Below are 20,673 nucleotides of genomic sequence, written 5' to 3' on the forward strand. Positions count from 1 at the left end.
CTCGATATTAAAACTTATCAGTTATTCCCTGTTTTGAATCGCGTTTGACGTACCCATTCCGAGCACACGCTCAGGGAGCAGACTACACTGGTCTCTCAAGCAACGGGACACCCGGTTCATACCGGCTGCCGACCGATTCCCGCAGGGCAGGAACGACTGATAGTACTATCGTCGCTCGAGCGGGACGGTCACGTATGAGGTATCTCATCGCAACCGACGGCTCCGAGGTCAGCGACACCGCGGTCGAGCGCGCGGCCCGCGACGCGAGCGCGCTGGGCGCGACCCTCGAGATCGTTCACGTGCTGACGCCCGAAACGGAGCTCGTGGACGGAGCGCTCGTGTTGCCCGGCGAGGACCGGGCCGTCGAGTACGGCGAGCGGACGCTCCGCCAGGCGACGGAGCTGGCGACCGAAACCGTCGGCGACGGGGCCAACCTCGAGATCGCGACCGAGCTGCTGGCGGGGCGACCCGCGGCGGCGATCGCCGACCACGCCGCCGAGGCCGACGTCGACGGGATCTACGTCGGCCATCGCGGGCTCTCGACGGAACACGAACGGGTCGTCGGCAGCGTCGCCAAGGCGGTCGTCGACAAGTCGACCGTTCCCGTGACGATCGTCAAGTAGCGAGGATCCACCCCTCGCTCTCGTCGCCGACGGAATCGGATCGTCCGTCCTCGAGCAACCCCGCGGCGCGACGAGGCTCTCGATTTCATCCCGGTCGGCCCAACGAGGCGGGGCCGCCGTCGTCGGCTCCTGCTGTTCCCGATTGGCAATTTCTCTCGCCCTTCGCTCGGTGCGAAGTGCTCATATTAAATATGCTGGGGAGAATTGAGAACGGATCTGAACCTTCACTCCAGATCTTGGTGTGTTTGCACCATTAGAAGGATTTATTACTGGACAACCTGTACATCAACCACGGTGGTGATGCCAACGAATACCATCCAATTCGGCAGTCGATGTGCCTGTGGCAACCGAGGTCGTGACTTGATCCTCTGAGATCAGATGCCGGAGACGCCTCGTCCGCTGCCTCCTGTCATGCTTCCACTTTTGCGACCCGGTTTTTCGTTCGTTCGAACCAACCACTTCCGGAGTTCATTAGGTATTCGAGTAGTGTTTTCCGTGTTGCCGACGAGCCACCGGCTTTTCAGGCCGGTTCTCCGAGAGGGCCGTTCGGGCCTTCGAACGCCGGCCAGACCGACCACGCGGCCGACGGGCCGGCAGGACTGAAACTACATTCCTCTCGAAATAGCGTCTATCGTCGATCGTTGATGGCGGTAGCCGACCGCTACAGTCCTGGGTAGCCTCGGATAAACGGCTGCACCGGGTAATTACCCATATCCTCCGCGGGAGACCGTGACACGATGATGGGGCATACGGGGAGTGGGTCATCGCTGATCGAGAACCCCTTCGTAGCGGGGTCCACGGCCGAACGGCTGTACGAACTGCTCGCCCGGACGAACGGGGCACGAACGGCCGCCGAGCTGGCGGCGCGAGCCGACCGCGACCGCGGCGCGGTTCGGGAGACTCTCGAGTCGTTCGTCGCACTCGGCATCGTCACCAAACGGAGGGGGTCGTCCCCGACCTACGAACGAAACGACAGGCGGTTTCCCCGGACCGAGGACGGGGCGGCGGTGCTCGCCCGGGAACGTTCGCTCGAGGAGCTCGAGGCGCGGATGGACGTGCTGGTCGATCGAGTGTGGCGTTACCAGCGCCGCTACGATGCCGAGACGCCCCTCGGTGTCGACGGGCGAACCGTCGACATCACGCCGGCAACGCTGGCGGACTGGGAGACGGCTCGGGCGGAGCTGCAACGGTGTGAGCGCGCGCGGCGGCTCCGACTACGTGAGATGGTGTCCGGGGTGGAGCCCGAAGAACAGCGCTGACGGGTTCTTGGCTCGAGGTGGCCGGGCCTCGAGGGCTCTCGCTCGAAACCCGACGGGCTCGCGGTCACCTCGCGGGCGCTTCCTCGACGGGCCGGAGGAGAACCGAGAACGTCGCGCCCTCCCCGGGCTCGGAGTCGACCTCGAGGGTGCCGTCGTGGCGCTCGGCGATGCGCTGACAGAGCGCCAGGCCGATCCCGGTCCCCTCGTGGTCGGCCTGGGTGTGGAGGCGATCGAACACCTCGAAGATCCGCTCCTGATCTTCGGGATCGATCCCGATTCCCTCGTCGCGAACCGCGACCTCCCACCGATCGCCGACCCGTTCGGCGGAGACGTGGACGCGAGGCGGCTCGTCGCCGCTGTACTCGAGGGCATTCGAGACGAGGTTCTGAAACAGCTGGCGCAGTTGGCTTCGGTCGCCTGCGACGCGGGGCAGTTCCTCGGCGGTGATCTCGGCGTCGGTTTCCTCGATCCGAACGCCCAGATCGGTCAGCGCGTCCTCGAGGACGGCGTCGAGGTCGACGGGCTCGAACGGGTCGCCCCGCGTCTCCACCCGGGAGTACTCCAGGAGGTCGTCGACCATCACCTGCAGTCGGTCGGCGCCGTCGACGGCGAACTCGATGAACTCCTCGGCGTCCTCGTCGAGGTCGTCGCCGTAGCGGTCCTCGAGCAGCCGGAGGTAGCTCGAGATCATCCGAAGAGGCTCCTGGAGGTCGTGGCTCGCGGCGGAGGCGAACTGCTCTAAGCGCTCGTTGGAGGCCTCGAGCTCCCGGACGGTCGCCTCGAGTTCCTGCTGTGTCTCCCGCAGCTCGTCGTTGCGCTCCTCGAGTCGGTCCTGAACCCGCTCGAGGGCGTCGTTTCGTCGCTCGATCTCCCGCTCCCGGGAGATCGCGCGGGACTCGTGAATCCCGATTCCGAGGCCGGCGACCGAGCCGATCGCCAGCGCGACGGCTCGCGTCCCGAACGTGAACTCGGTCGGGACCCCGGGGTGGAGCGCCCGGAGGACGAGGAAGGCGAGCATAACGCCGACGCCGGCGAGACTCCACATCGCGATCCGCCGGTAGAGGTCGGGTTCGATCTTGGACTCCGAGAGCCAGCTTCCGACGTACAGAAACAGCGCGCCCGTCAGTCCGAGCAACACGAAGTCGATGAGGGCCTCGACGCTCGAGCCGCCGCCGGCGACCTTGAGCAGCGACTGGGCGGCCGCGACCGCGATGATGAGCACACCGAGCACGTGAACGTACCGCGACCGACGAACCATCTCCCTCGAGTACCCCATGCGTTGCTATGAGGGTTGCTGCGGGAGACCGTATTAGTAAGCGGTCGTTCAATCCCTAGACGAGTTTGAACGGTACTGAATTCGGACACATTCGCCTTCGAGACGGTCGTTCGGGAGCCCACATCCGGCGGTTCGCGGCGGAGTCGAGTTTCAGCGGCGCGAGCGAACGTAGTCGAGCCCGGGGCAGCCGTCGAGATACCAGAGCGTGAGCCCGGCGGCGAACAGCGGGATCTCGAGCAGGAAGAAGATCCCCGGATGGGTGAAGGGAGTGACGACGAACTCGACGATCGCCGGCGGCTCGAACAGTCGCTCGTGGTAGGTAAACGTCGGGTGGGAGAGAAACGGCCAGAACAGGAACTCGGTGTCGTTGGGGTAGCCGAGGTAGGCTCGCGGCGGGATATCCGCGACGAGGTGAGCGAGGTGTGCGAGGACGAACGCCGTCGCCGTCTCGAGGCGATCGAGGGCGATCGCCGCGGCGTAGACGACGAGGATCACGATACCGGTCGCGAGCAGGGAGTGGGCGAGGAATCGGCCGTGGGGAAACACGCCGAGCCAGCCGAGCGGTTTGTCGATCAGATCGGCGAACTGCGAGCCGAAGATCGCCGCGAGCGCGGGCTCGGGACGGGGAGCTCGCCCGAACCGACCGCGCGAGTACAGCGAGTAGACGATGTACGCGATGCCGAAGTGTCCCCAGGGCCACACGGATTAGCCTCGCCTATCCATGCGTATACCTTTATCTAAATCGACTGAGGGGAATCGGGTAGCCCTCGAGTGCGGTGGCTCCTCGAGGGAGCCGAACCCGTTGGGCGGATCCCGCCGCTCGAGCCCGGTGCGGCCGTCTGGTTAGCGATCGGATGGGTCGTGATGAAAACGCTTTTACAGTTGACCGGCCAGTGCTCAGAGGATGGAACCGCTCGTCTTCCCCATCCTCGCCGTACTCGTCCTCCTGCAGATTCCGATCTCGATTTTCGTCCACTTCGACGCGAAACGTCGCAAGCTGAAACATCCCGACACCTACGAGTTCGGCGTTCTCGTTCCGCTCTGTGGACTGGTGGTTACGGTAGTCTACCTCTACAACCGACGGCGGCGGTCCGGGAAGGCCCTCGGTTGAGGCATCTCGGCGCGGCGGGAGCCGTCAGACGACGGGTTTCGTGGGGCAGCGGATCTCTCTGCGGGCTTTTTCGAATTCCGGTGTTCGATCCAATATAAAACGTTATGCACTCGAGAACCCTCTCTGGAGGAGAGATGTACTGGCACGAGATCGGGGATCGACGGGGGACGGCATGGAGCTGAAGCGCCGCGAGTTCGCCGCCATCACGGGCGTCTCGCTGTCGGGGGTGTTGGCCGGCTGTGCCGACACCGAGGAGGAAGAGGAGGGAGACGACTCCGGGTCGGAGACCGACGAGGCCGATGACTCGGCGGCCGACGGAGCCGAGGACGGGGGGAGCGACGATTCGGAGGCCGACGAGACCGAAAGCGACGACGCCGGGGACGAGAACGGGGATGACGACTCCGAAGACACAGCCGAGGACGACGGGGCCGATCAGGACGCAACCGAGGGCGACGAGGAGCCGGCCGACAGCGAGTCGGGAGAGGCAAACGAATCCGACGAAGACGACGACGGCGACGACGAGGCGGTCTACGAGGACGAGGCGATCGACGGGGAAGTCGTGCTGTCGGAGGCGGCCGAACGCCACCTCGAGGTCGAGCGACACACGTTCACCTGGGGCGACGAGCCCCCCAGCGAGCTGTGTCAGGTGCACACGATGCTCGCGAACGCGAGCGGAGCGGAGCTCGCCGTTAGCATGACCGCTCGCGTGTACGACGCCGACGGGAACGAGCTCTCCTCGACCACCAAGGCCGCTACCGAGGGGCCGGAGCCGGGCGCCGACGACGCAGTCTACTCCTTCGAGCTGAACAACTGCGCGGAGACCGCGGCGTACGAACTCGAGGTCACGGATGTCGAGGCAACCGGGGAAACGGAGGAGGTCGAGGAGGCGCCGGATCGACACCTGCTGCGCGTCCTCGTCCAGGACGGGGTCGGCGAACCCATCGAGGACGCGACGGTCAGCGCCGAGGAGCGCGGTCTGGGTGGCTGGGGCGAGACGCAGACCGTCGACGACCACGGCCAGGCCGAGTTCGAGTTCCAGGCGGGCGAGTACGTCGTGACCGTCGAGGCGGAGGGGTACCCGACGCTCGAGGAGTCGATCGAACTTACCGGGAGCGTGGAGTACACGGCGACGCTTCGGGCGGGCGACTGAGTCCCGTTTCGCTTCGCTCGGGCGCAGCGGCCGCGACTCGGCGTCGGGGACGCGTTCAGTTCCGGCGGACTGTCGTGCGAGTGGAACGCTCGAGCAGGGCTTTTGCCGTCGCGGCGGATACTATGACACATGCCAACAGCCCTCGAGCAACTCCGACGGCGGTACGAGACGACCGACAAGAAGTGCCCGGCGTGTGGCTACGTCGACACGGGGCGGAACTGGGAGAGCCGAACCGACGGGAAGCGAGTCGTGTACCGCCACGTTTGTCCGAGCTGCGATGCGAGCCGCGAGCACACCTTCCGGCTGACCTGATCGGGGCTTCGAGCGGCTCTCGGGCTCGAGTCCGTTCCTGTGTTCGGGTTCTCGAGTCCGAGCCGACGACGTTCCCGTCGCTCGGGTCCGAACGGGGCGACTACCGCGATTCAGGCGCTGAATACGCGCGGTAACGATTTAGACCCCTTTGTGGAACCCCGGGCCATGTCCCGTCCGTCCTCGCCCGACGATTCGTCCGCCCGTCGCTCCGACCCGGTCGACCCGAACGCCGCGGACCCTCTCCAACCGGAGCCGACGCGTCGACGGTACCTCGCGGTGACCGCGGGCGTCGGTCTCTCCGGGACCGTCGCCGGCTGTGCCTCCCTCGGTTCGGAGGACTCGCGGCCGGAGCCCGAGACTCCGCCGTCGGCCGACGAGTCCGAACCGGTCGAGCGGGAGTCGGCGCCGACCGAAACGGAAGGGGAGGAGGAGCCGAAGTCCGACGAGGCCGAGGTCGACGCCGACGCGGTCGACGACCTTCCGCTGTTCGACGCGCACACGCACGTCATCCCGACGGCGGCGCGGGGCCACGAGCCGCTGTCGGCCGACGAACTCGTCGCCTGGATGGACGAGCGGGGCGTGGATCGAGCGGTCGTCCTCCCGTTTGACTCCCCCGAGGGGTATCCGGTGCAGGCGCCGAGCTGGTGGGTGCTCGAGGCGGTCGCGGCCCACCCCGATCGGTTGGTTCCGTTCTGTTCGATCGATCCGCGGACGCTGGTCTACGGCGACGAGATCGTCGCGGAGGTCCTCGAGGGCTACCTCGAGCGCGGCGCCCGCGGCTTCGGCGAGCTGAAGGTCGGGATGGCGATCGACGACGAGCGCCTCGAGGGCATCTACGAGCTGTGTGCCGACTACGAGTTGCCGATCCTCTTTCACACCGATCGTCAGTCGCTGACCGACGACGTCGGGCTGCCGGGACTCGAGGGCGTGCTCGCCTCGTATCCGGAGGTCGACTTCGTCGCACACGCCCACGGCTGGTGGGCGCACATGGCCGCGGACGTGGAGTCGGGGGATCTCGGCGGGATCCCCGAGGGGTCGATCGACACGCGTGGACGCGTCTGGGAGCTGCTCGCGGAGTACGACAACGTCTACGGCGATCTCTCGACACGCGCGGGGTGGAACGCGCTGACGCGAGATCCGGCGGTCGGGCAGACGTTTCTCGAGACTCACCACGATCGGCTCGTGTTCGGGACCGACTACCTCTACCCCGGCCAGGCGGTCCCCCAGTTCGAGCTGTTCGAGCGGTTCGACCTCGAGCTCGAGGCGTGGGCGGATCTCCGGTACCGAACGCTCGAGGGATTGTTGCGGTAAGTCGGACGCGGGGACGGAACGGCCCGGGTACGCCCGGCGGGAGCCAAACCCTTCAAATAGTCATGATACATGTTTCGGATTGAATGAATAGTGTGCCAAGAAACCACTCCGGTTTTGTGATCGACTCTACGTTCGCCGACCTCGACGACGAGTTCTTTCGGGCGTTGGTCGCCAACACGTCGGAGGGGCTGTTGACGATCGATACGGACAGCACGATCGTCTTCGCGAACGCGGCGATCGAGGGAATTCTCGGATACTCACCGGACGAGCTGGTGGGGAGTTCCAAACTCGAGATCATTCCCGAGCGATTGCGCCCGGTACACGAACGGCAGTTCCAGCGGCACATCGAAACCGGCGAGAAAAATATCGACTGGGACGGCGTCGAACTGCCCGCGTTACACAAAGACGGTCACGAGGTTCCCGTAACGATCAGCTTCCAGAAACACGAGTTCGACGGGGAACAGCTGTTACCGGCGTGTTTCGTGACATCTCCGATCTGAAGGAGCAGGAACGGCAGCTCGAACGGCAGAACCAACGGCTGGAGAAGTTCGCCGGCGTGCTCTCACACGACATTCGGAACCCCCTGAACATCGCGCAGGCGTACACCGAGTCCCTCGCGACCGACGTCCAGCGTCAGGAGGTGACGGAGGTGTCGGACGCGCTCGAGCGGATGGAGCATATCGTCGACGACATGCTGACGCTGGTCGAAGCCGACCGATCGCTCGATGCGCTCGAGAGCGCCTCCCTCCACCGGCTCGCGACGGCGTCCTGGCGGTGGGTGGACACGGGGGACGCCGAACTGGTCGTCGAGAACGCGGAGCGAACGATCCGGGCGGATCGCAGCCAGGTCACGTCGCTGTTCGAGAACCTGTTCAACAACGCGGTCGCCCACGGCGGCTCCGACGTTACCGTTCGAGTGGGGTTTCTCGAGGCGACCGACGGGTTCTACGTCGAAGACGACGGGAGCGGGATCCCCGATCAGCATCGGGACGACGTCTTCGAGCACGGGTACACGACGAGCGCCGACGGGACGGGGCTGGGACTCTCCATCGTAGAAGCGATCGCCGAGGCACACGGCTGGACCGTCTCCGCGGGCGGAAGCGACGACGGTGGCGCCCGGTTCGAGTTTCGCTTCTGACCACCCGTCTGCGGCCCTGGAGTCGTCCGACGGCTCCACCCGGAGGGGCCGACGGCGTTCCCCGTCCCGGTTAATAATTTCTTGACCCGGGGTTAGTATTACAGCGAACAGCTAACTGACTTCCTTCCACGACTGAAGTCGTGGGGTTCCCGCCACAGACGGGAGCCCACAACCGTGGAGGTTCGCAGGTCCCCTCCATCCGAGGTCCGGGAGGGACCTGCGTTCAGAGCCGAGCCAGTACGGCTCCCGGTCGAGATAGCGGGCTTCATCTACCACCACTACCGCCGTGGCGTGCATATCCTTACCCCGACCTCGGTATCCTCTCCCGGTCCGGACCGGAATACCAATCACAGGTACGTGTTTGCACGTCAAATCTCTGTCGGATTCATCCCACGACTAAAGTCGTGGGCTTTTTTTTTTTTCGAACCGCTGTAACGACCCGAGGAATCTCGAGTATGAACGCCGTCGGAGTCGTCGATGTCGGCAGCACGAACCTCAGTTACGCCGCGGCGACGCCGGCCGGCGAGTTCCTGACGGCCGTGGAGTCCGAGCCGACGCGGCCCGACGAGTTGTGCACACAGCTCGGACGAGTAGTCGAGACGCTGACAGCGGCAGCTTCTCTCGACGCGGTTTCGATCGTCGTCCCGGGACTGGTCGACGCCGATCGGGGCAGCGTTCGGCGGTTCGACACCGCCGACGGCGACGTGATCGAGCGCCTCGAGATCGCGACGCCGCTACGGGAACGCTGCGGGCTTCCGGTGTTCCTCGAGAACGACTGCACCGCGTCGGTGCTGGGGGAGTGGCGGTTCGGAGCGCGCGACGAGCAGGCGTGCGTGATCCAGCTCACCGTCGGTACGGGGATCGGCGGCGGGGTCGTCGAACGCGGTCGGTTGCTCCGGGGCGAGACGGGCGGCGCGGGCGAGTTCGGGCTCATCCCGGTCGCTCCCGACAGCATTCTCGAGAGCGCCGGCGTCACCGGTGCCTGGGAGGCGTTCTGCTCGGGTCGGGGGATCCCGTCGTACGTCCGCCACCGGTATCGCGTCGACGAGGTGTGGGCGGACGACGCAGTCGGCAAGTTCCGCGAGACGCTCGCGGCCGGCGACGAGTTCGGCGCGCCGGCCGTCTTCGAGGCGGCCGCCGCGGGCGATCCGTTCGTCCAGGCGTGTCTGGATCGGGTCAGTCGGTACAACGCCGTCGGGATCGCCGCCCTCTGTAACGCATACGAGCCCGGCCTCGTAACGGTCGGGGGCAGCGTCGCACTCAACAACGCCGACCGATTCCTCGAGGGCGTCGATCGCTACCTCGAGGAGTACCTGTTCGTCGACCGACCGACGATCCGGAAGAGCCCCCTGGGCGAGGAGCTCGGACTGTACGGCGCGTTGAGCGTCGCGCTCGATCGGGCGGAACAGTAGTCGGCTCACGAGCCCGTTTCAGCGGAACCAGTCGGTGTACTCGTCGCAGCCGTCGCACTCGAGGCGAGTCGCCCATTCCTCGCTTCGACCGTGGTCGTCCGGAGACACCTGCCTGACGCGGACGTTCGGCGATCGACACACCGGCCTCTGCGACGGGATCTGCTGGCTCGTTCCGACTGCTCGTACGACGTCTGCTGTGGTGGGTATTACTACACATGACAGTTCGATGTCTCGTACTTTCCGCTCGAGTCGACGTCGGGCCGACCGGTCCGCTCGCTACCAGCCACGCTGGGGAACAGTCACCGCGGCGGCGAGTGAGGATTATGTCACTGGCTACCGAACATCGAGGTGGTGGTCAACCGTGCCATACGCCCCACTCCACGAGGCGGACGAGGACCTCGAGTGCCCCGACTGTCGCCGGGAGATCCCCGAGCGGTCGACGGTGTGTCCGTACTGCGAGATCTCCTTGCACTGACCGCCGTTTTTCGCGCCGGTCCCGTTCGCAGTTCGGCGGCCGACCGCCGCGGCGGGACCGGGCTTCTCGCGGCGGGGAACCGCCCGATCGGCTCGAGCGGGCTCGGCGTAGGCACCGACTCACCGCAGACGGGGTTCGACTAACGGAGTGTTTATCGGCTTCGTTCGCGGTAGTCAGGAGTTACCTCACCAGCGGCGGCTGGTGTACCGGCGGACAGCCAGCCATTATCCCTCCGAAGAGTGAGTTATATATCTGAACAACTAGTGCAAAATATACCCTATTCGTTCTCATATCTATCTAATTCGTCCCAATACACCGTTACTTCGACAGAAAACACTAAGTTCTCCTGTTCTCTCGTCAGGTGTATGGCACGCGACGCCGCGACCCTGAACGAAGACGCCCCGAACGATGCCCCCGCCCTCCCCAACTACGTAACGATCGTCGGACACGGCGCTCCCGCGAGCTTCGAGATCACCGTCGACGGGACGATCGAGGCCGCGGACGGCGCCGGAACGGCCGTCGTCTCGGAACACGCCGCCGAAGGCGCGATCGAGGCCGGCACCACCCGGTTCCGGTTCTCCGGCGATATGGCCAACGCACGCGTCCTCGATCGCACCGGGTCCCAGTCGCCGACGATCCACGTCGAGTACGGGGCCCACTGAATGGCTGCCAGCGACAGCGATCCCGACGCGGCCGGAGCGCCCAGCATCGAACGCGAGTACGGTCCCGACACCACGCCGACCGTCGCCGTCCTCGAGGCGATCGCCGCCCTCGAGGGGGCCGACGCGACCGCCCTCGGCGACGAGTTCGGGCTCGTCCTCTACGACCACCTCGATCCGCAGGCGCTCGACGCGCTGTTTACGAGCGAGTCCGCAGCCGCGAGCGTGACTGTCGAGTTCGAGGCCGACGCGACCTACACCGCGACGGTCACGTCCGATCGCGTGACGGTCGCGCGCGACGTGTAACGCCCCGGCGGCCGGCGGTCGACTCGCTCACGCCCCGTCGTGCAGTCGACGTCTGTTTTTGTGGGACGATTCGCGTAACTCGAGCGGTCGCTCCTCGTCGACGTTTTCGTAGCGCCCGCGGTGTTTCGACTCGCCCGACAGCGACGGGCACGTCCGTCGAGCGCTCGAGGAACCGACCCGTCCGTCACGCCAGTCAGCGGCGGACGCCGGCAGTTCCGCTCCATACAGAGATATTTTATGTAGACTTGATTGACCAATTTTATATAGTAAGCCCATAGTTGTTATAGAAGCGAAAATGACAGATGAAAACCCATCAGCTCGGTCGGCGTCACCACGAGGCACAGTCACGCGACGGTCCCTGCTGCTTGGGGTAGCGGCGACGACGGTGGGCGGCGGCCTCGTCGGCACGCGGTCGGGACGCGCTGCCGAATCAGCGGCGATCGCCGAGGAGACGCGAACGCTGCGTTCGGGAACGAAGTACGAAACGCCGGCGTACGTCCGCGACGCGCCGGACGACGGTGAGACCGTGGTCGTCCTCGGCGGCGTCCACGGCAGCGAGATCGCCGGGGTCGACGCCGCCCACAGCGTTCGCGAGTGGACGTTCGATCGGGGCACGCTCGTCGTGATCCCGGAAGCCAACGCTCCCGCGGTCAGAGACGAAACCTACAGCGGCCCCGACGGCGACCTCAACCAGCAGTTCCCGTCGGGTCGCTCGCCGACGACGCCGATCGCCGAGGCGATCTGGTCGTTCATCACCGAGATGGACCCGGCGGCCGTGATCGACATGCACAGCTCGATGGGAATCTGGGGCTCCTCGCGCGGCCCCAGCGGGTTCGGCCAGGCGATCTTCCCGACCGAGGCCGGCAACGCCCGGACGGTCGCCACCCGGACGAACGGCTCGCTCAACGAGCGCGAGATTCGGCCCTCGAGCCGGTACGACGGTGCCTACGAGTTCACGCGGGGTAACACGCTCGACGGCTCCCAGCCGCGGCTGATTCACAAGGTCTCGGCCGACCTCGGGACCGCGGGCTACCTGACCGAGGTCACCCGCCACGACACCGCCCTCGAGACGCGAACCGAGTGGTCCGAGGCGGTCGCCGCGACGCTGCTCGCACACCACGGAATCGACGTCGAACGCGAGTGAGCGCGAGCCGCCGTTTGCTTGCGAGTTCACGGGGAGCCAACCTACTTTGGAGGAATCGTTTTGATCGTCTCGGCGGTAGAGTGTACTGGCGGAATACCGCCTCCCCACCCCTACCCGGGTCGTCGCCGCGCTGCCGGCCACCCCACTCGGCACCGCGGCGCGACCACCACCACACCCTTTCAGAACGTTACACTCGTAGCGGCGGCTTTTTGCGGTGACCTACGAACGGTTTGCTCTCGCCCTCGAGGACGGCGTGGCGCTCTCGTAGCCGACGATCGCTAGCGCAGCGGCTCGTCCGCGTCGTCCCACTCGCGTTTGAGCCGGCGGAGTTCGGCGATCTCGCCGGCGTACCCCGGCAGGATCACGCCCCGCTCGCACCACAGCTTCCAGGCCAGCAGGAGCTCCGGATCGTCCGCGGCCGCCAGCCGATCGGCCAGATCTCGGTCCGGGGTCATAGCTCGTTTAGGGACGCCCCGAACTAGTGTCCTTCGCCGTTTCAGGGCTCGAGACAGTCCGTCCCGGATCGTTTTCGTCACACGGTCGGCGGGGCCGGGTTCCTCGAGCCACGCGTTCGGGGCGACCGCGACGCGAGGCCGTCGGACACTCCCGCGGTGCGCTCGGCCGCAGCCATTATCCTGGAGAAAACAAATCAGATTATATGAACGATTGGCTGTACTGGGTGTTCGCGGCGATCGGAGTCGGGTACGGACTGGTGTTTTTCGTCCTCGCTCGCGAGGCGCTTCGGATGGTCGTCGATCCGGCGGTTCTCGTCCCGCAGCTCTGGTTCATGGGCATCGTCGTCAACCTCCTCGGACTGCTGCTCGTCCTGTTGCTCATCGGCGGGACGAACCGACTACTCATCAAGCGCCTCGAGCTCCACAAGATGGGGTAGCGGTCGAAGCAGCCGCTTCTCACACGGTGCGCTCGACGATCGGGAGCGTCTCGAGTCGGGCCCGAAACCGGTGACGACCGTTCGACCCGGCGCGTAGCCTGCCGATCGTGCGGATCGGCAGAACTCGCCCGCAAGCCACCCACTTATCCAACTGTACGCTAGTGTTTGGCTGTCCGAGCGACCGAACGGTCGCTTTGGACCACCACCACCTACCGTGACGGAGGGCGCTTCGCCCTCTTTCGGGTGGGCCGATTGTGGATCTCGACGGATGAGCCGTGCGGTCGGACGGTCCCCGCGTCCGTCGACGGAAACGAGCGTCTCGATACTCGAGCAGCGGAGCGCTCGCCTCGAGTTCGGTTCGACGAACGGCTCGGACTCCTTCGGCCGTGCTCCGGCGGCCGATTAGCAGTCGTCTTCGGCCGCGATCCCGACCTCGTAGTCGGGGTTCGGAACCTCGGGCGCCTCGGCGGGAAGCGGACCGAAGCCGTCGGGCGTCTCGCGCGGGTCGGCCGCCTGCTCGTAGGCGTAGGCCGCCCCGATGAGCGTCGGCTCGTCGAACTCGAAGCCCAGCATCTCCACGCCGACCGGGAGCTGCTCATCTTCGGTGTAGCCGGCCGGAACCACGATCGCCGGGAGCTGCGAGTAGGCGCTCAGCGAGCAGTTCGAACCGGGCTGGCTCTCGCCGATCTCGGCGGGCGGGTGCGACAGCGTCGGGTAGACCAGCACGTCGACGCCTCGCTCGAGCATCAGTCCCTCGACCGCGTCGCGGAGTTCGACCTTTCCGGCCACCGAGAGGGTGTACTCGTCGGTCTCGCGGGCGTTCGGATCGTCCTCCTCGTCCGACGTCCGAAGGGAGTCCGCCTTCGCACAGGAGTACAGATCGGACTCGACGATCTCCGCGAGCGTCTCGTACTCGTTGTCCACGCCCTCGAGGTAGGCGTCGAGGTCCTCCTTGAACACCGAGGGTTCGTTCGCGGCCTCCAGGAGGTCGTCGTAGTCGGGAATCTCCTCGATCTCGACGATCTCGGCGCCCTGTCGTTCCATCTCGTCGAGAGCCGACTCGACGAGGCTCGTCACCTGCTCGGCCTCGGCTTCGGCCCGTGCGACGGGGTCCCCGTCGCTACACGAACAGTCCTGTTCCTCTTCGGCGTCCTCCTCGTCGATGTCGGGTCCGAAGAAGTCCCTCAGAACGCCGACGCACAGCCCGTCCAGTGCGTCCTCGTCGAGGTAGTCGGTGTAGCTGTCGCCGGCGATCCGGTCGGCGTTCGCGGGGATTTCGTTTGCGCCGCGAGACGTGAGTGGGTCCGCGGGGTCGTAGCCCACCATGGCGTCGAGCATCGCCGCCATATCCGCGACCGTTCGCGCCATCGGCCCCGCGGTGTCGCGCTCGAGGCTCAGCGGGACGATCCCGTCCCTGCTGATCAGCCCCATCGTCGGGCGAAGGCCCGCGAGACTTCCGAACGCCGTCGGGTTTCGCACCGACCCGCAGGTGTCGGTCCCGGTGCCGAGGACGGCGAGGTTCGCGGCGATCGCCGCGCCGGTTCCGGAACTCGACCCGCTCGGATTGCGGCCGAGGGCGTAGGGGTTTCGGGTCTGTCCGCCCAGGGAGCTGTCGGCGGTGATCCCTCGAGCGAACTCGTCCAAGTTCGCCTTCGCGACGACGACACAGCCCGCCTCGCGGAGCTGCTGTACGATGAACGCGTCGTCCTCGGGCCGGGAGTGTTCCATCGAGAGCGAGCCGTTCGTCGTCGGCATATCGGCGGTGTCGTTGTTGTCCTTCAGGATCAGGGGAACGCCGTGAAGCGGCCCGACCGGTCCCGACGCCGCGTACTGCTCGTCGAGTTCGGCGGCTCGCTCCACCGCGTGCTCGTTGACCGAAATGATCGAGTTGATCGCCCCGTCGTACACCTCGATCCGCTCGAGGTAGTCCTCGACGATATCGCGGGCCGTGGCCTCGCCGCTCTCGATCGCGTCGCGGACGTCCGCGACGGTCGCTTCGACCGGATCGAACCCCTCGTCACTCGTACTTGCGCTGGCGGACGACGCCCCGACGCCGACGAGTCCCGCGGCGCCGATCCCCTTCATCACTGTCCGTCTGTCCATCCGTCCGAGCAGCGACTCCGTTCCGTCGTTCGTCTCTCGAGTTCCGTTCGTCTCTCCTCTCTCGCTTGTCTTCGACATTTGCAACCGTCGAGTAGGATAAGTTGTACAAATAGTTTCCCAGAGATGTATGAATATTCATCCGTTCGGTTTTACCCCGTTAGAGGACCCTTAGCTATTCCGGAAACTAAACCTACCTTCTACGTCTCCCTACACATCTTCCAGACGCTTTCAGTAAGATCCGTCGGCTATTCGGCTCGAGAATTCGGCTTTCGGTTCCTCGTTGCTCGAGTTCGGCTCGAGGGCGACTCGAGCGAACGAATCGACCAGCGACAGACTCCACAGCGACGGCGGCAGGTCGCTGCTGGCCGAGCGCGCGACCGTCCACGAACCTGTCGGTCGGGTCGTCCCTGTCGAACACCGCGAGAACCTCGGGGCGGGCGGGGCGATCAAAACCGGGTATCTGGCCGCACACACCGACGGCGCCGACATCACGGTCACCGTCGACGGCGACGGCCAGATGGACCTCTCGCAGATGACCCGGCTGCTAGATCCGATCGTCGAGGACGAGGCCGACTACGCGAAGGGGAATCGATTACTGAACGCGGAGTACCGTGCGGAGATGCCCCAGTTTCGGCTCGTCGGGAACTGGATGCTGACGGTGTTGACGAAGATTGCCTCGGGGTACTGGAAGACGATGGACCCCCAGAACGGGTACACCGCAATCTCGCTCGAGGCGCTCGAGGCCGTCTCGCTCGAGGAGGTCGCGGAGTACTACGGCTACTGTAACGATCTGCTGATCAAACTCAACGTCGAAGGGATGCGCGTCGCCGACGTCGCGATGCCCGCCGTCTACGGCGAGGAGGAATCGAGCATCGAGTACTCGGAGTACGTCCCGAAGGTCTCGACCATGCTGCTTCGAGGCTTTCTCGGGCGGTTACAGACGAAGTACCTGATCCGGGACTTTCACCCCCTCGCGCTGTTTTACTACCTGGGCGCCGGCAGCGTCGGCGTCGGGCTGCTGGCGGGCCTGCGCTCGCTGTACGCGCGGGCGACGGACACGGAGTCCGGCGGCGCCCTCGAGAGTTTCCAGGTGGTGCTGCTTGGCTGTTTCTCGCTGCTGTCCGCGATGGTGCTGGACCTGCGCGAGAACGAGGAGCTGGAAACGCAACTCGAGGAGTGAGTCGGTCGTCGCTGAGGCGCGATCGGTCGCGGACCCGTTCAGACGTGGTTTCGGTATCGCCGTGACCGCTGTTGCGATTCGCAGCTGGTGACTCAATCGTATCGGTAGGTCTCCGTAGGGAAGCTCGCGGTCGGAGCAATACGCCGTCGTCTGGTTCCAGAGTGCCCAACGCTTCGAAATGATCGTAAGCGTTCTCGACGGTTTCCGGATAGCTACAGAAGCGCCGCTTTCCTTACAGATCTTATCGACGGCTTCCTCTGCGGAGGAGCTACTCCCGGACGGACGCCAGTCGCTCGTTTCAACCCGAGTAATAAGGGGCGATAGATAGTAGTACTTCAGTTGAATAGTACAACGTAGAATGGCAAGTAGTACACGGGATCCGGAGATCGTCCGCATCTCGCAGAAGGGACAGGCGACGATTCCGAAATCGTTGCGCGAGAAGTACGGAATCGACACACCCGGAGAGGTGTTCATCTACGAGGAAGACGAGCGCATCGTCGTCGAGCCCGTCCCGTCGCTCGAGGAACTGAACGGAATCCACGCACCCGACGACCGCGAACCGGGTGAGGTGATCGAAGACGTCCGGGAGATAAAACGCAACGAACGCCGGCGCGAGCAGGAGCTCGCCGACCGTCTCCGGCCCGAGGACGCCGACGACGAATGACCGAGCGGTACGTCTTCGACACCGAGGCGATCATCGCGTATCTCTACGACGAGCCGGGCGGAGACGTCGTTGGCGAGTACCTTACCGACGTCCGGAACGGTGCTACAGACGGGCTGCTGGCCGAAACGAACGCGGCCGAAGTGTTGTCTCTCGTCGCTCGGTTCGAAGGGATCGACGACAAACCGACCGCGGACTCGCTTCGGACCGCCGACCGCGATCTCCGTGCGCTCGAGCGATGGGGACTCCGGCTCGAGTCCGCCGACTGGCGGGTCGCCGCAGAGGTGAAAGCAGACGGCCACATTTCGCTGGCGGACGCCCACGCGGTCGCGCTCGCCGCCGAGACGGACGCCACTCTCGTCGTCGGTGCCGACGACGACTTCGACGAACTGCCGGTCGGCGTCGACGTAATCGGGTTCCGTGAGAAGGGCGTCTAGACAGGGTACGGTGAGTTCGAGACTGACGCCCTCGTCCGTGGATCACTCGAGTCGCTCGAGCAGCCGTGAGGTTCCGGACGGTTTCGAACGCCGACTCGGGTCAGGGCGTCCTCGCTGATCCGAGCGAGGGTGACGGTCCACTCGAGGCGGCTCGAGTGCGGAAAGAGCGGTCCGTATCGATCGCCGACTCGAGCGGTTACAGCAGTTTGATCTGTTTTCGAGACTCCGCGATCAGCTCCTCTTCGGTTAGCTCGCCGTCTGCGTATGCGCGCAGTTTGTCACCGCTGAGCTGAGCCGACGCAAGCGGCCGTCCGGACGCGTGTGCGACCGTGGTGTCGACCGTCTCGACCTGGTCGAAGAATCCCTCGGCGTCCTCGATTCCCTCCTCGAGTTCGGCCAGGAGTTCGTCGAGGTCGTCGCGTAGTTGCGCCAGGTCCATGACCGTCGCGGCGAGCTTGACGGTCAACGTTTGACCGCGGCGCTGGAACTCCTCGATGGAGATGACTACGCCGCTGTCGAGTTCGACCTCCTCGGGGACGAAGTCGGGAACGCCGTTCGGGCCGCCCTGCCCCTGGCCCTGACCGGGGTGGTCGTCGTTTCGGTTGCCCTGGCCGCCGCTGTTTCCGGGATTGTTGTCGGCCGCGCCACGCCCCGCGCTGGTCTCCGACTGAAGCTCGCCGACACAGCCGGCGACGAGCGTCGTGAGCGCACCAGTACCGCCAAGAAGGACTTTTCGTCTGTCCATATCTGAAAATAACCCTCATCCATCCATTAATGCATTTCTACATCTACATCATTTAGCGGTATAAACTATAAGATATCGTGAATTATAGTCAGATAATAGAGAGAGTCGATCCCGTGTGAGAACGGGAGCCTTCTACTGCCTCGAGGGCGCGGTTCGGGTATGGACGAGACGACGCGACGGACGGCCGTCCTCGGTATCGGCAGCGTACTGTTGCTCAGCGGCTGTTCGGACGCCGCCGATTCCGACGAGGACGAGGTAAACGGGACCGAGGGTGACGGCGGGAACGACGCGTCGGGAGACGAACCGGAGGACAACGAGAGCGATAGCGACGAGGTCGTCGGCGACGACGGGGATACTGCCGAGGCGGACGCCGACGACGAGGACGAGACGACCGAAGACGATCGGATGTCGACCGACGAGTTCGTCACAGCGGTTGCGGCGGTCTACGACGGCGAGGTGGCCGCCTACGACGAGGACGAGACACACGGGACTCTGACGCTCGTCGGCGACGCCGACGCCTCACAACTCGAGCTCGCGCGGGACGTACAGGACGTGCTGGCGGTCTACAGCTCCTACGTGGAACGGGGCGACGCGCCCACCGAGCAGCTCGCGGGCGCGGTCGAAACCGACGACGGCCGGGCGATCGGCAGCGTCACGGTCCGGACCGAGTGGATCGAGGCGTACAACCGCGGCGACATCTCCGAGGGAGAGCTGCGGGACCGCGTCCTCGGGACGGTCGAGACCTGAGCCAGGTACCGGACTCACCCGCCAGGAACGGTAGGTTCAATTATTGGCCTTGTGAATGTGCCGTGTGACCATCCCTGCACGAACGCTCCCGAGCGGCGACGAACTGCCCGCGCTCGGCCTGGGCACGTACGGTCTCGACGACGAACAGACGGCCACCAGCGTTCGGACGGCGCTCGAGGCTGGCTACACCCACATCGACACCGCCGAGGGGTACCACAACGAGGCGGTCATCGGCGACGTGCTCGCGGAGTACGACCGCGAGGACGTGTTTCTCACGTCGAAGGTCCTCCCGAAGAACCTCGACTACGAGTCGCTGATTCGGGCGTGTGAGGCGTCGCTGGAGCGACTCGGGACCGACTACCTCGATCTCTACCTGATCCACTGGCCCAACCCCGCGATCTCGCTCCGGGAGTCGCTGCAGGCGATGGCCCGACTCCACGATCGCGGGCTCGTTCGCAACGTGGGCGTCTCGAACTTCAGCGCGTATCAGCTGAGCTGTGCCCACCACATCGCGGACGTTCCGATCGCGGTCAACCAGATCGAGTTCCACCCGTGGTTCCAGCGGCCCGACCTCGTCGACTACTGCCGGGAGTCGGACACCGTCATCGAGGCGGCGGCCCCGTTCGGGCGGACGGACGTGTTCGACGACGCGGTCGTCCGCGAACTCGCCGAGACGTACGAGAAGAGCCCCGCCCAGGTGACGCTTCGGTGGCTGCTCGACCGCGGCACGGTCGCGCTGCCGCGGTCGGCGACCCCCGAGCACGTGCGGGCCAACGCCGATCTCGACTGGTCGCTGGACGAGGCCGACCGCCGACGGCTGGACGAGCGCGATCGCGACCGACCGGTGTACGACACCCCGACGCGTGACTGGACGCGCGAGGTGTACGGGATCGAGCGCTGAGGCGGGTCGCTGCATGTCGTCTGTGAGGTCGATCGGTCAGCCGATCCCGATCATTCGTAACACGAGGTCGGCGTCGGCTCAGTCGTCGACGGGCGGCGGGTTGATGGCGACGACGGCCTCGCCGGCGATCACCGTGTTCTCGTCCCCGTCGACCGCGGTCGTCTCGAGTCGGTACCGGTTCTCGCCCAGCGCCTCGACGATCTCGCAGGTGGCGGTCACCGTCCCCCCGACCTCGACCGGGTCGCGGAACTCCAGGTCCTGGGAGAGGTAGATCACGACGCCGGGGAACCGGGCCAGCGCCGCCGAGATCGTGCCCGCGACCAGCCCGCCGTGGGCGATCCGGCCGCCGAACATCGTCTCCTCGGCGTACCCCTCCTCGAGATGCAAGGGGTTCAGATCGCCGCTCGCGTCGGCGAACGCGGAGACGTCAGCCTCCGCGATCGGCTTGGTGAAGCGAACGCGATCCCCCACCTCGAGGTCGGGGTAGCGCTCGACCGATCGCTCGAGCGTCCAGTCGTCGGCAGCGCTCTCGGGTTCGCTTTCGACGGGGTCGGTGGCCGGTGAGCTACTCATCTCGGCCGAAATCGGGGCCGCCGACACTTGAGGGATCGGCCTTCTATGGCGAACGTTATCGAGAGACACGCTCGAGTGCGTTCGGCCGCAAGACGATCCTCGAGCGGTCGTGAGGACGGCGTTCACCGCGGCGTCCTCGAGTTCGGGCGGACCCAGAAGGGAGGCCTCGGCTCGACCGTTGCCGTGAGACGGCTCTGGATGGTATGCGCGTTCGCGTTGGCGAACCCGATCCCGAACTGCAGTTTGCCGCCACGGAGC

24 protein-coding genes are annotated in these 20,673 nt (G+C 65.6%); 18 read left to right on the forward strand and 6 right to left on the reverse strand.

What is annotated here, in order from left to right; translation table 11 throughout:
* Positions 1-194 precede the first annotated feature (194 nt).
* Both ACFEMD_RS05820 and ACFEMD_RS05825 read left to right on the forward strand, forming a co-directional pair.
* On the forward strand, positions 195-623 hold the full coding sequence (locus ACFEMD_RS05820; protein WP_394740018.1) for a universal stress protein: 429 nt from the start codon (positions 195-197) through the stop codon (positions 621-623).
* A 737-nt stretch (positions 624-1,360) separates the two neighbouring features.
* Positions 1,361-1,882 (forward strand): DUF7342 family protein, encoded by a 522-nt coding sequence (locus ACFEMD_RS05825; protein ID WP_394740019.1) that lies wholly within the window; start codon positions 1,361-1,363, stop codon positions 1,880-1,882.
* Between the two features lie 64 nt (positions 1,883-1,946).
* On the opposite strand, the gene ACFEMD_RS05830 is transcribed toward ACFEMD_RS05825, so the two are convergent.
* Together ACFEMD_RS05830 and ACFEMD_RS05835 are read right to left on the reverse strand one after the other, a co-directional pair.
* Complete coding sequence (locus ACFEMD_RS05830; RefSeq protein ID WP_394740020.1) at positions 1,947-3,140, reverse strand: sensor histidine kinase; 1,194 nt, start codon at positions 3,138-3,140, stop codon at positions 1,947-1,949.
* 168 nt (positions 3,141-3,308) lie between these two features.
* On the reverse strand, positions 3,309-3,860 hold the full coding sequence (locus ACFEMD_RS05835; RefSeq protein ID WP_394740021.1) for a metal-dependent hydrolase: 552 nt from the start codon (positions 3,858-3,860) through the stop codon (positions 3,309-3,311).
* A 202-nt stretch (positions 3,861-4,062) separates the two neighbouring features.
* Here ACFEMD_RS05835 and ACFEMD_RS05840 point away from each other — a divergent pair, with 202 nt between their 5' ends.
* The 10 genes from ACFEMD_RS05840 to ACFEMD_RS05885 all read left to right on the forward strand — a co-directional run bounded on the left by ACFEMD_RS05840 (position 4,063) and on the right by ACFEMD_RS05885 (position 12,176).
* Entirely contained in the window at positions 4,063-4,269 is a 207-nt protein-coding gene (locus tag ACFEMD_RS05840) for a hypothetical protein (RefSeq protein ID WP_394740023.1), read from the forward strand.
* 172 nt (positions 4,270-4,441) lie between these two features.
* Positions 4,442-5,419, forward strand: a complete 978-nt coding sequence (locus ACFEMD_RS05845) for a carboxypeptidase-like regulatory domain-containing protein (RefSeq protein WP_394740024.1) — start codon at positions 4,442-4,444, stop codon at positions 5,417-5,419.
* Positions 5,420-5,548: 129 nt separating this feature from the next.
* Entirely contained in the window at positions 5,549-5,731 is a 183-nt protein-coding gene (locus ACFEMD_RS05850; protein WP_394740025.1) for an HVO_0649 family zinc finger protein, read from the forward strand.
* Positions 5,732-5,896: 165 nt separating this feature from the next.
* Positions 5,897-7,042, forward strand: coding sequence for an amidohydrolase family protein (locus ACFEMD_RS05855; protein WP_394740026.1), 1,146 nt, complete (start codon positions 5,897-5,899; stop codon positions 7,040-7,042).
* A 116-nt stretch (positions 7,043-7,158) separates the two neighbouring features.
* Complete coding sequence (locus tag ACFEMD_RS05860; RefSeq protein ID WP_394740027.1) at positions 7,159-7,542, forward strand: PAS domain S-box protein; 384 nt, start codon at positions 7,159-7,161, stop codon at positions 7,540-7,542.
* Entirely contained in the window at positions 7,518-8,180 is a 663-nt protein-coding gene (locus tag ACFEMD_RS05865) for a sensor histidine kinase (RefSeq protein ID WP_394740028.1), read from the forward strand. Before ACFEMD_RS05860 ends, ACFEMD_RS05865 begins: the two co-directional genes overlap by 25 nt.
* Positions 8,181-8,635: 455 nt before the next feature.
* Positions 8,636-9,592 (forward strand): ROK family protein, encoded by a 957-nt coding sequence (locus ACFEMD_RS05870; protein WP_394740029.1) that lies wholly within the window; start codon positions 8,636-8,638, stop codon positions 9,590-9,592.
* A gap of 840 nt (positions 9,593-10,432) precedes the next feature.
* On the forward strand, positions 10,433-10,729 hold the full coding sequence (locus tag ACFEMD_RS05875; protein ID WP_394740031.1) for a hypothetical protein: 297 nt from the start codon (positions 10,433-10,435) through the stop codon (positions 10,727-10,729).
* The gene (locus ACFEMD_RS05880; protein ID WP_394740032.1) at positions 10,730-11,032 is read left to right on the forward strand and encodes a HalOD1 output domain-containing protein; all 303 of its coding nucleotides are present in this window, start codon (positions 10,730-10,732) and stop codon (positions 11,030-11,032) included.
* 385 nt (positions 11,033-11,417) lie between these two features.
* Positions 11,418-12,176 (forward strand): thioredoxin, encoded by a 759-nt coding sequence (locus tag ACFEMD_RS05885; RefSeq protein ID WP_394740033.1) that lies wholly within the window; start codon positions 11,418-11,420, stop codon positions 12,174-12,176.
* A 278-nt stretch (positions 12,177-12,454) separates the two neighbouring features.
* On the opposite strand, the gene ACFEMD_RS05890 is transcribed toward ACFEMD_RS05885, so the two are convergent.
* A complete protein-coding gene (locus tag ACFEMD_RS05890) occupies positions 12,455-12,631 on the reverse strand; it encodes a hypothetical protein (RefSeq protein WP_005558688.1) in 177 nt (58 codons plus the stop codon).
* 203 nt (positions 12,632-12,834) lie between these two features.
* Here ACFEMD_RS05890 and ACFEMD_RS05895 point away from each other — a divergent pair, with 203 nt between their 5' ends.
* On the forward strand, positions 12,835-13,068 hold the full coding sequence (locus ACFEMD_RS05895; protein ID WP_394740034.1) for a hypothetical protein: 234 nt from the start codon (positions 12,835-12,837) through the stop codon (positions 13,066-13,068).
* Between the two features lie 402 nt (positions 13,069-13,470).
* Here ACFEMD_RS05895 and ACFEMD_RS05900 read toward each other — a convergent pair whose 3' ends face one another.
* Positions 13,471-15,249 carry an amidase gene (locus ACFEMD_RS05900; RefSeq protein ID WP_394740035.1) on the reverse strand — a complete coding sequence of 593 codons (1,779 nt, stop codon included), beginning with the start codon at positions 15,247-15,249 and terminating at the stop codon, positions 13,471-13,473.
* Between the two features lie 202 nt (positions 15,250-15,451).
* Here ACFEMD_RS05900 and ACFEMD_RS05905 point away from each other — a divergent pair, with 202 nt between their 5' ends.
* The 3 genes from ACFEMD_RS05905 to ACFEMD_RS05915 all read left to right on the forward strand — a co-directional run bounded on the left by ACFEMD_RS05905 (position 15,452) and on the right by ACFEMD_RS05915 (position 17,449).
* The gene (locus ACFEMD_RS05905) at positions 15,452-16,351 is read left to right on the forward strand and encodes a glycosyltransferase family 2 protein (protein WP_394740036.1); all 900 of its coding nucleotides are present in this window, start codon (positions 15,452-15,454) and stop codon (positions 16,349-16,351) included.
* Positions 16,352-16,709: 358 nt separating this feature from the next.
* Positions 16,710-17,015 (forward strand): AbrB/MazE/SpoVT family DNA-binding domain-containing protein, encoded by a 306-nt coding sequence (locus ACFEMD_RS05910; protein ID WP_394740037.1) that lies wholly within the window; start codon positions 16,710-16,712, stop codon positions 17,013-17,015.
* A complete protein-coding gene (locus ACFEMD_RS05915) occupies positions 17,012-17,449 on the forward strand; it encodes a PIN domain-containing protein (RefSeq protein ID WP_394740038.1) in 438 nt (145 codons plus the stop codon). Before ACFEMD_RS05910 ends, ACFEMD_RS05915 begins: the two co-directional genes overlap by 4 nt.
* 196 nt (positions 17,450-17,645) lie before the next feature.
* Here the strand turns inward: ACFEMD_RS05915 and ACFEMD_RS05920 are convergent, their stop codons facing one another.
* The gene (locus tag ACFEMD_RS05920) at positions 17,646-18,194 is read right to left on the reverse strand and encodes a hypothetical protein (RefSeq protein WP_394740040.1); all 549 of its coding nucleotides are present in this window, start codon (positions 18,192-18,194) and stop codon (positions 17,646-17,648) included.
* Positions 18,195-18,353: 159 nt separating this feature from the next.
* Between ACFEMD_RS05920 and ACFEMD_RS05925 the strand changes: the two genes are divergently transcribed.
* Both ACFEMD_RS05925 and ACFEMD_RS05930 read left to right on the forward strand, forming a co-directional pair.
* Positions 18,354-18,941: a hypothetical protein gene (locus tag ACFEMD_RS05925; protein ID WP_394740041.1), complete on the forward strand. Its 588-nt coding sequence runs from the start codon at positions 18,354-18,356 to the stop codon at positions 18,939-18,941.
* A gap of 64 nt (positions 18,942-19,005) precedes the next feature.
* Positions 19,006-19,842 carry an aldo/keto reductase gene (locus ACFEMD_RS05930; protein WP_394740042.1) on the forward strand — a complete coding sequence of 279 codons (837 nt, stop codon included), beginning with the start codon at positions 19,006-19,008 and terminating at the stop codon, positions 19,840-19,842.
* A gap of 78 nt (positions 19,843-19,920) precedes the next feature.
* Here the strand turns inward: ACFEMD_RS05930 and ACFEMD_RS05935 are convergent, their stop codons facing one another.
* Positions 19,921-20,415 carry a MaoC family dehydratase gene (locus ACFEMD_RS05935; RefSeq protein WP_394740043.1) on the reverse strand — a complete coding sequence of 165 codons (495 nt, stop codon included), beginning with the start codon at positions 20,413-20,415 and terminating at the stop codon, positions 19,921-19,923.
* Positions 20,416-20,673: the final 258 nt, after the last annotated feature.

Origin of the sequence: Natronococcus roseus, assembly GCF_043677095.1 — an archaeon.
GTDB classification, from domain to species: domain Archaea; phylum Halobacteriota; class Halobacteria; order Halobacteriales; family Natrialbaceae; genus Natronococcus; species Natronococcus roseus.

What these genes read in the sequence shown, in the direction of transcription:
- ACFEMD_RS05820 (WP_394740018.1), top strand. Translation starts at nt 195, where the DNA reads ATGAGGTATCTCATCGCAACCGACGGCTCCGAGGTCAGCGACACCGCG.
- ACFEMD_RS05875 (WP_394740031.1), top strand. Translation starts at nt 10,433, where the DNA reads ATGGCACGCGACGCCGCGACCCTGAACGAAGACGCCCCGAACGATGCC.
- ACFEMD_RS05920 (WP_394740040.1), bottom strand. Translation starts at nt 18,194, where the DNA reads ATGGACAGACGAAAAGTCCTTCTTGGCGGTACTGGTGCGCTCACGACG.
- ACFEMD_RS05825 (WP_394740019.1), top strand. Translation starts at nt 1,361, where the DNA reads ATGATGGGGCATACGGGGAGTGGGTCATCGCTGATCGAGAACCCCTTC.
- ACFEMD_RS05890 (WP_005558688.1), bottom strand. Translation starts at nt 12,631, where the DNA reads ATGACCCCGGACCGAGATCTGGCCGATCGGCTGGCGGCCGCGGACGAT.
- ACFEMD_RS05830 (WP_394740020.1), bottom strand. Translation starts at nt 3,140, where the DNA reads ATGGTTCGTCGGTCGCGGTACGTTCACGTGCTCGGTGTGCTCATCATC.
- ACFEMD_RS05895 (WP_394740034.1), top strand. Translation starts at nt 12,835, where the DNA reads ATGAACGATTGGCTGTACTGGGTGTTCGCGGCGATCGGAGTCGGGTAC.
- ACFEMD_RS05850 (WP_394740025.1), top strand. Translation starts at nt 5,549, where the DNA reads ATGCCAACAGCCCTCGAGCAACTCCGACGGCGGTACGAGACGACCGAC.
- ACFEMD_RS05840 (WP_394740023.1), top strand. Translation starts at nt 4,063, where the DNA reads ATGGAACCGCTCGTCTTCCCCATCCTCGCCGTACTCGTCCTCCTGCAG.
- ACFEMD_RS05925 (WP_394740041.1), top strand. Translation starts at nt 18,354, where the DNA reads ATGGACGAGACGACGCGACGGACGGCCGTCCTCGGTATCGGCAGCGTA.
- ACFEMD_RS05915 (WP_394740038.1), top strand. Translation starts at nt 17,012, where the DNA reads ATGACCGAGCGGTACGTCTTCGACACCGAGGCGATCATCGCGTATCTC.
- ACFEMD_RS05880 (WP_394740032.1), top strand. Translation starts at nt 10,730, where the DNA reads ATGGCTGCCAGCGACAGCGATCCCGACGCGGCCGGAGCGCCCAGCATC.
- ACFEMD_RS05870 (WP_394740029.1), top strand. Translation starts at nt 8,636, where the DNA reads ATGAACGCCGTCGGAGTCGTCGATGTCGGCAGCACGAACCTCAGTTAC.
- ACFEMD_RS05900 (WP_394740035.1), bottom strand. Translation starts at nt 15,249, where the DNA reads ATGTCGAAGACAAGCGAGAGAGGAGAGACGAACGGAACTCGAGAGACG.
- ACFEMD_RS05935 (WP_394740043.1), bottom strand. Translation starts at nt 20,415, where the DNA reads ATGAGTAGCTCACCGGCCACCGACCCCGTCGAAAGCGAACCCGAGAGC.
- ACFEMD_RS05855 (WP_394740026.1), top strand. Translation starts at nt 5,897, where the DNA reads ATGTCCCGTCCGTCCTCGCCCGACGATTCGTCCGCCCGTCGCTCCGAC.
- ACFEMD_RS05910 (WP_394740037.1), top strand. Translation starts at nt 16,710, where the DNA reads ATGGCAAGTAGTACACGGGATCCGGAGATCGTCCGCATCTCGCAGAAG.
- ACFEMD_RS05845 (WP_394740024.1), top strand. Translation starts at nt 4,442, where the DNA reads ATGGAGCTGAAGCGCCGCGAGTTCGCCGCCATCACGGGCGTCTCGCTG.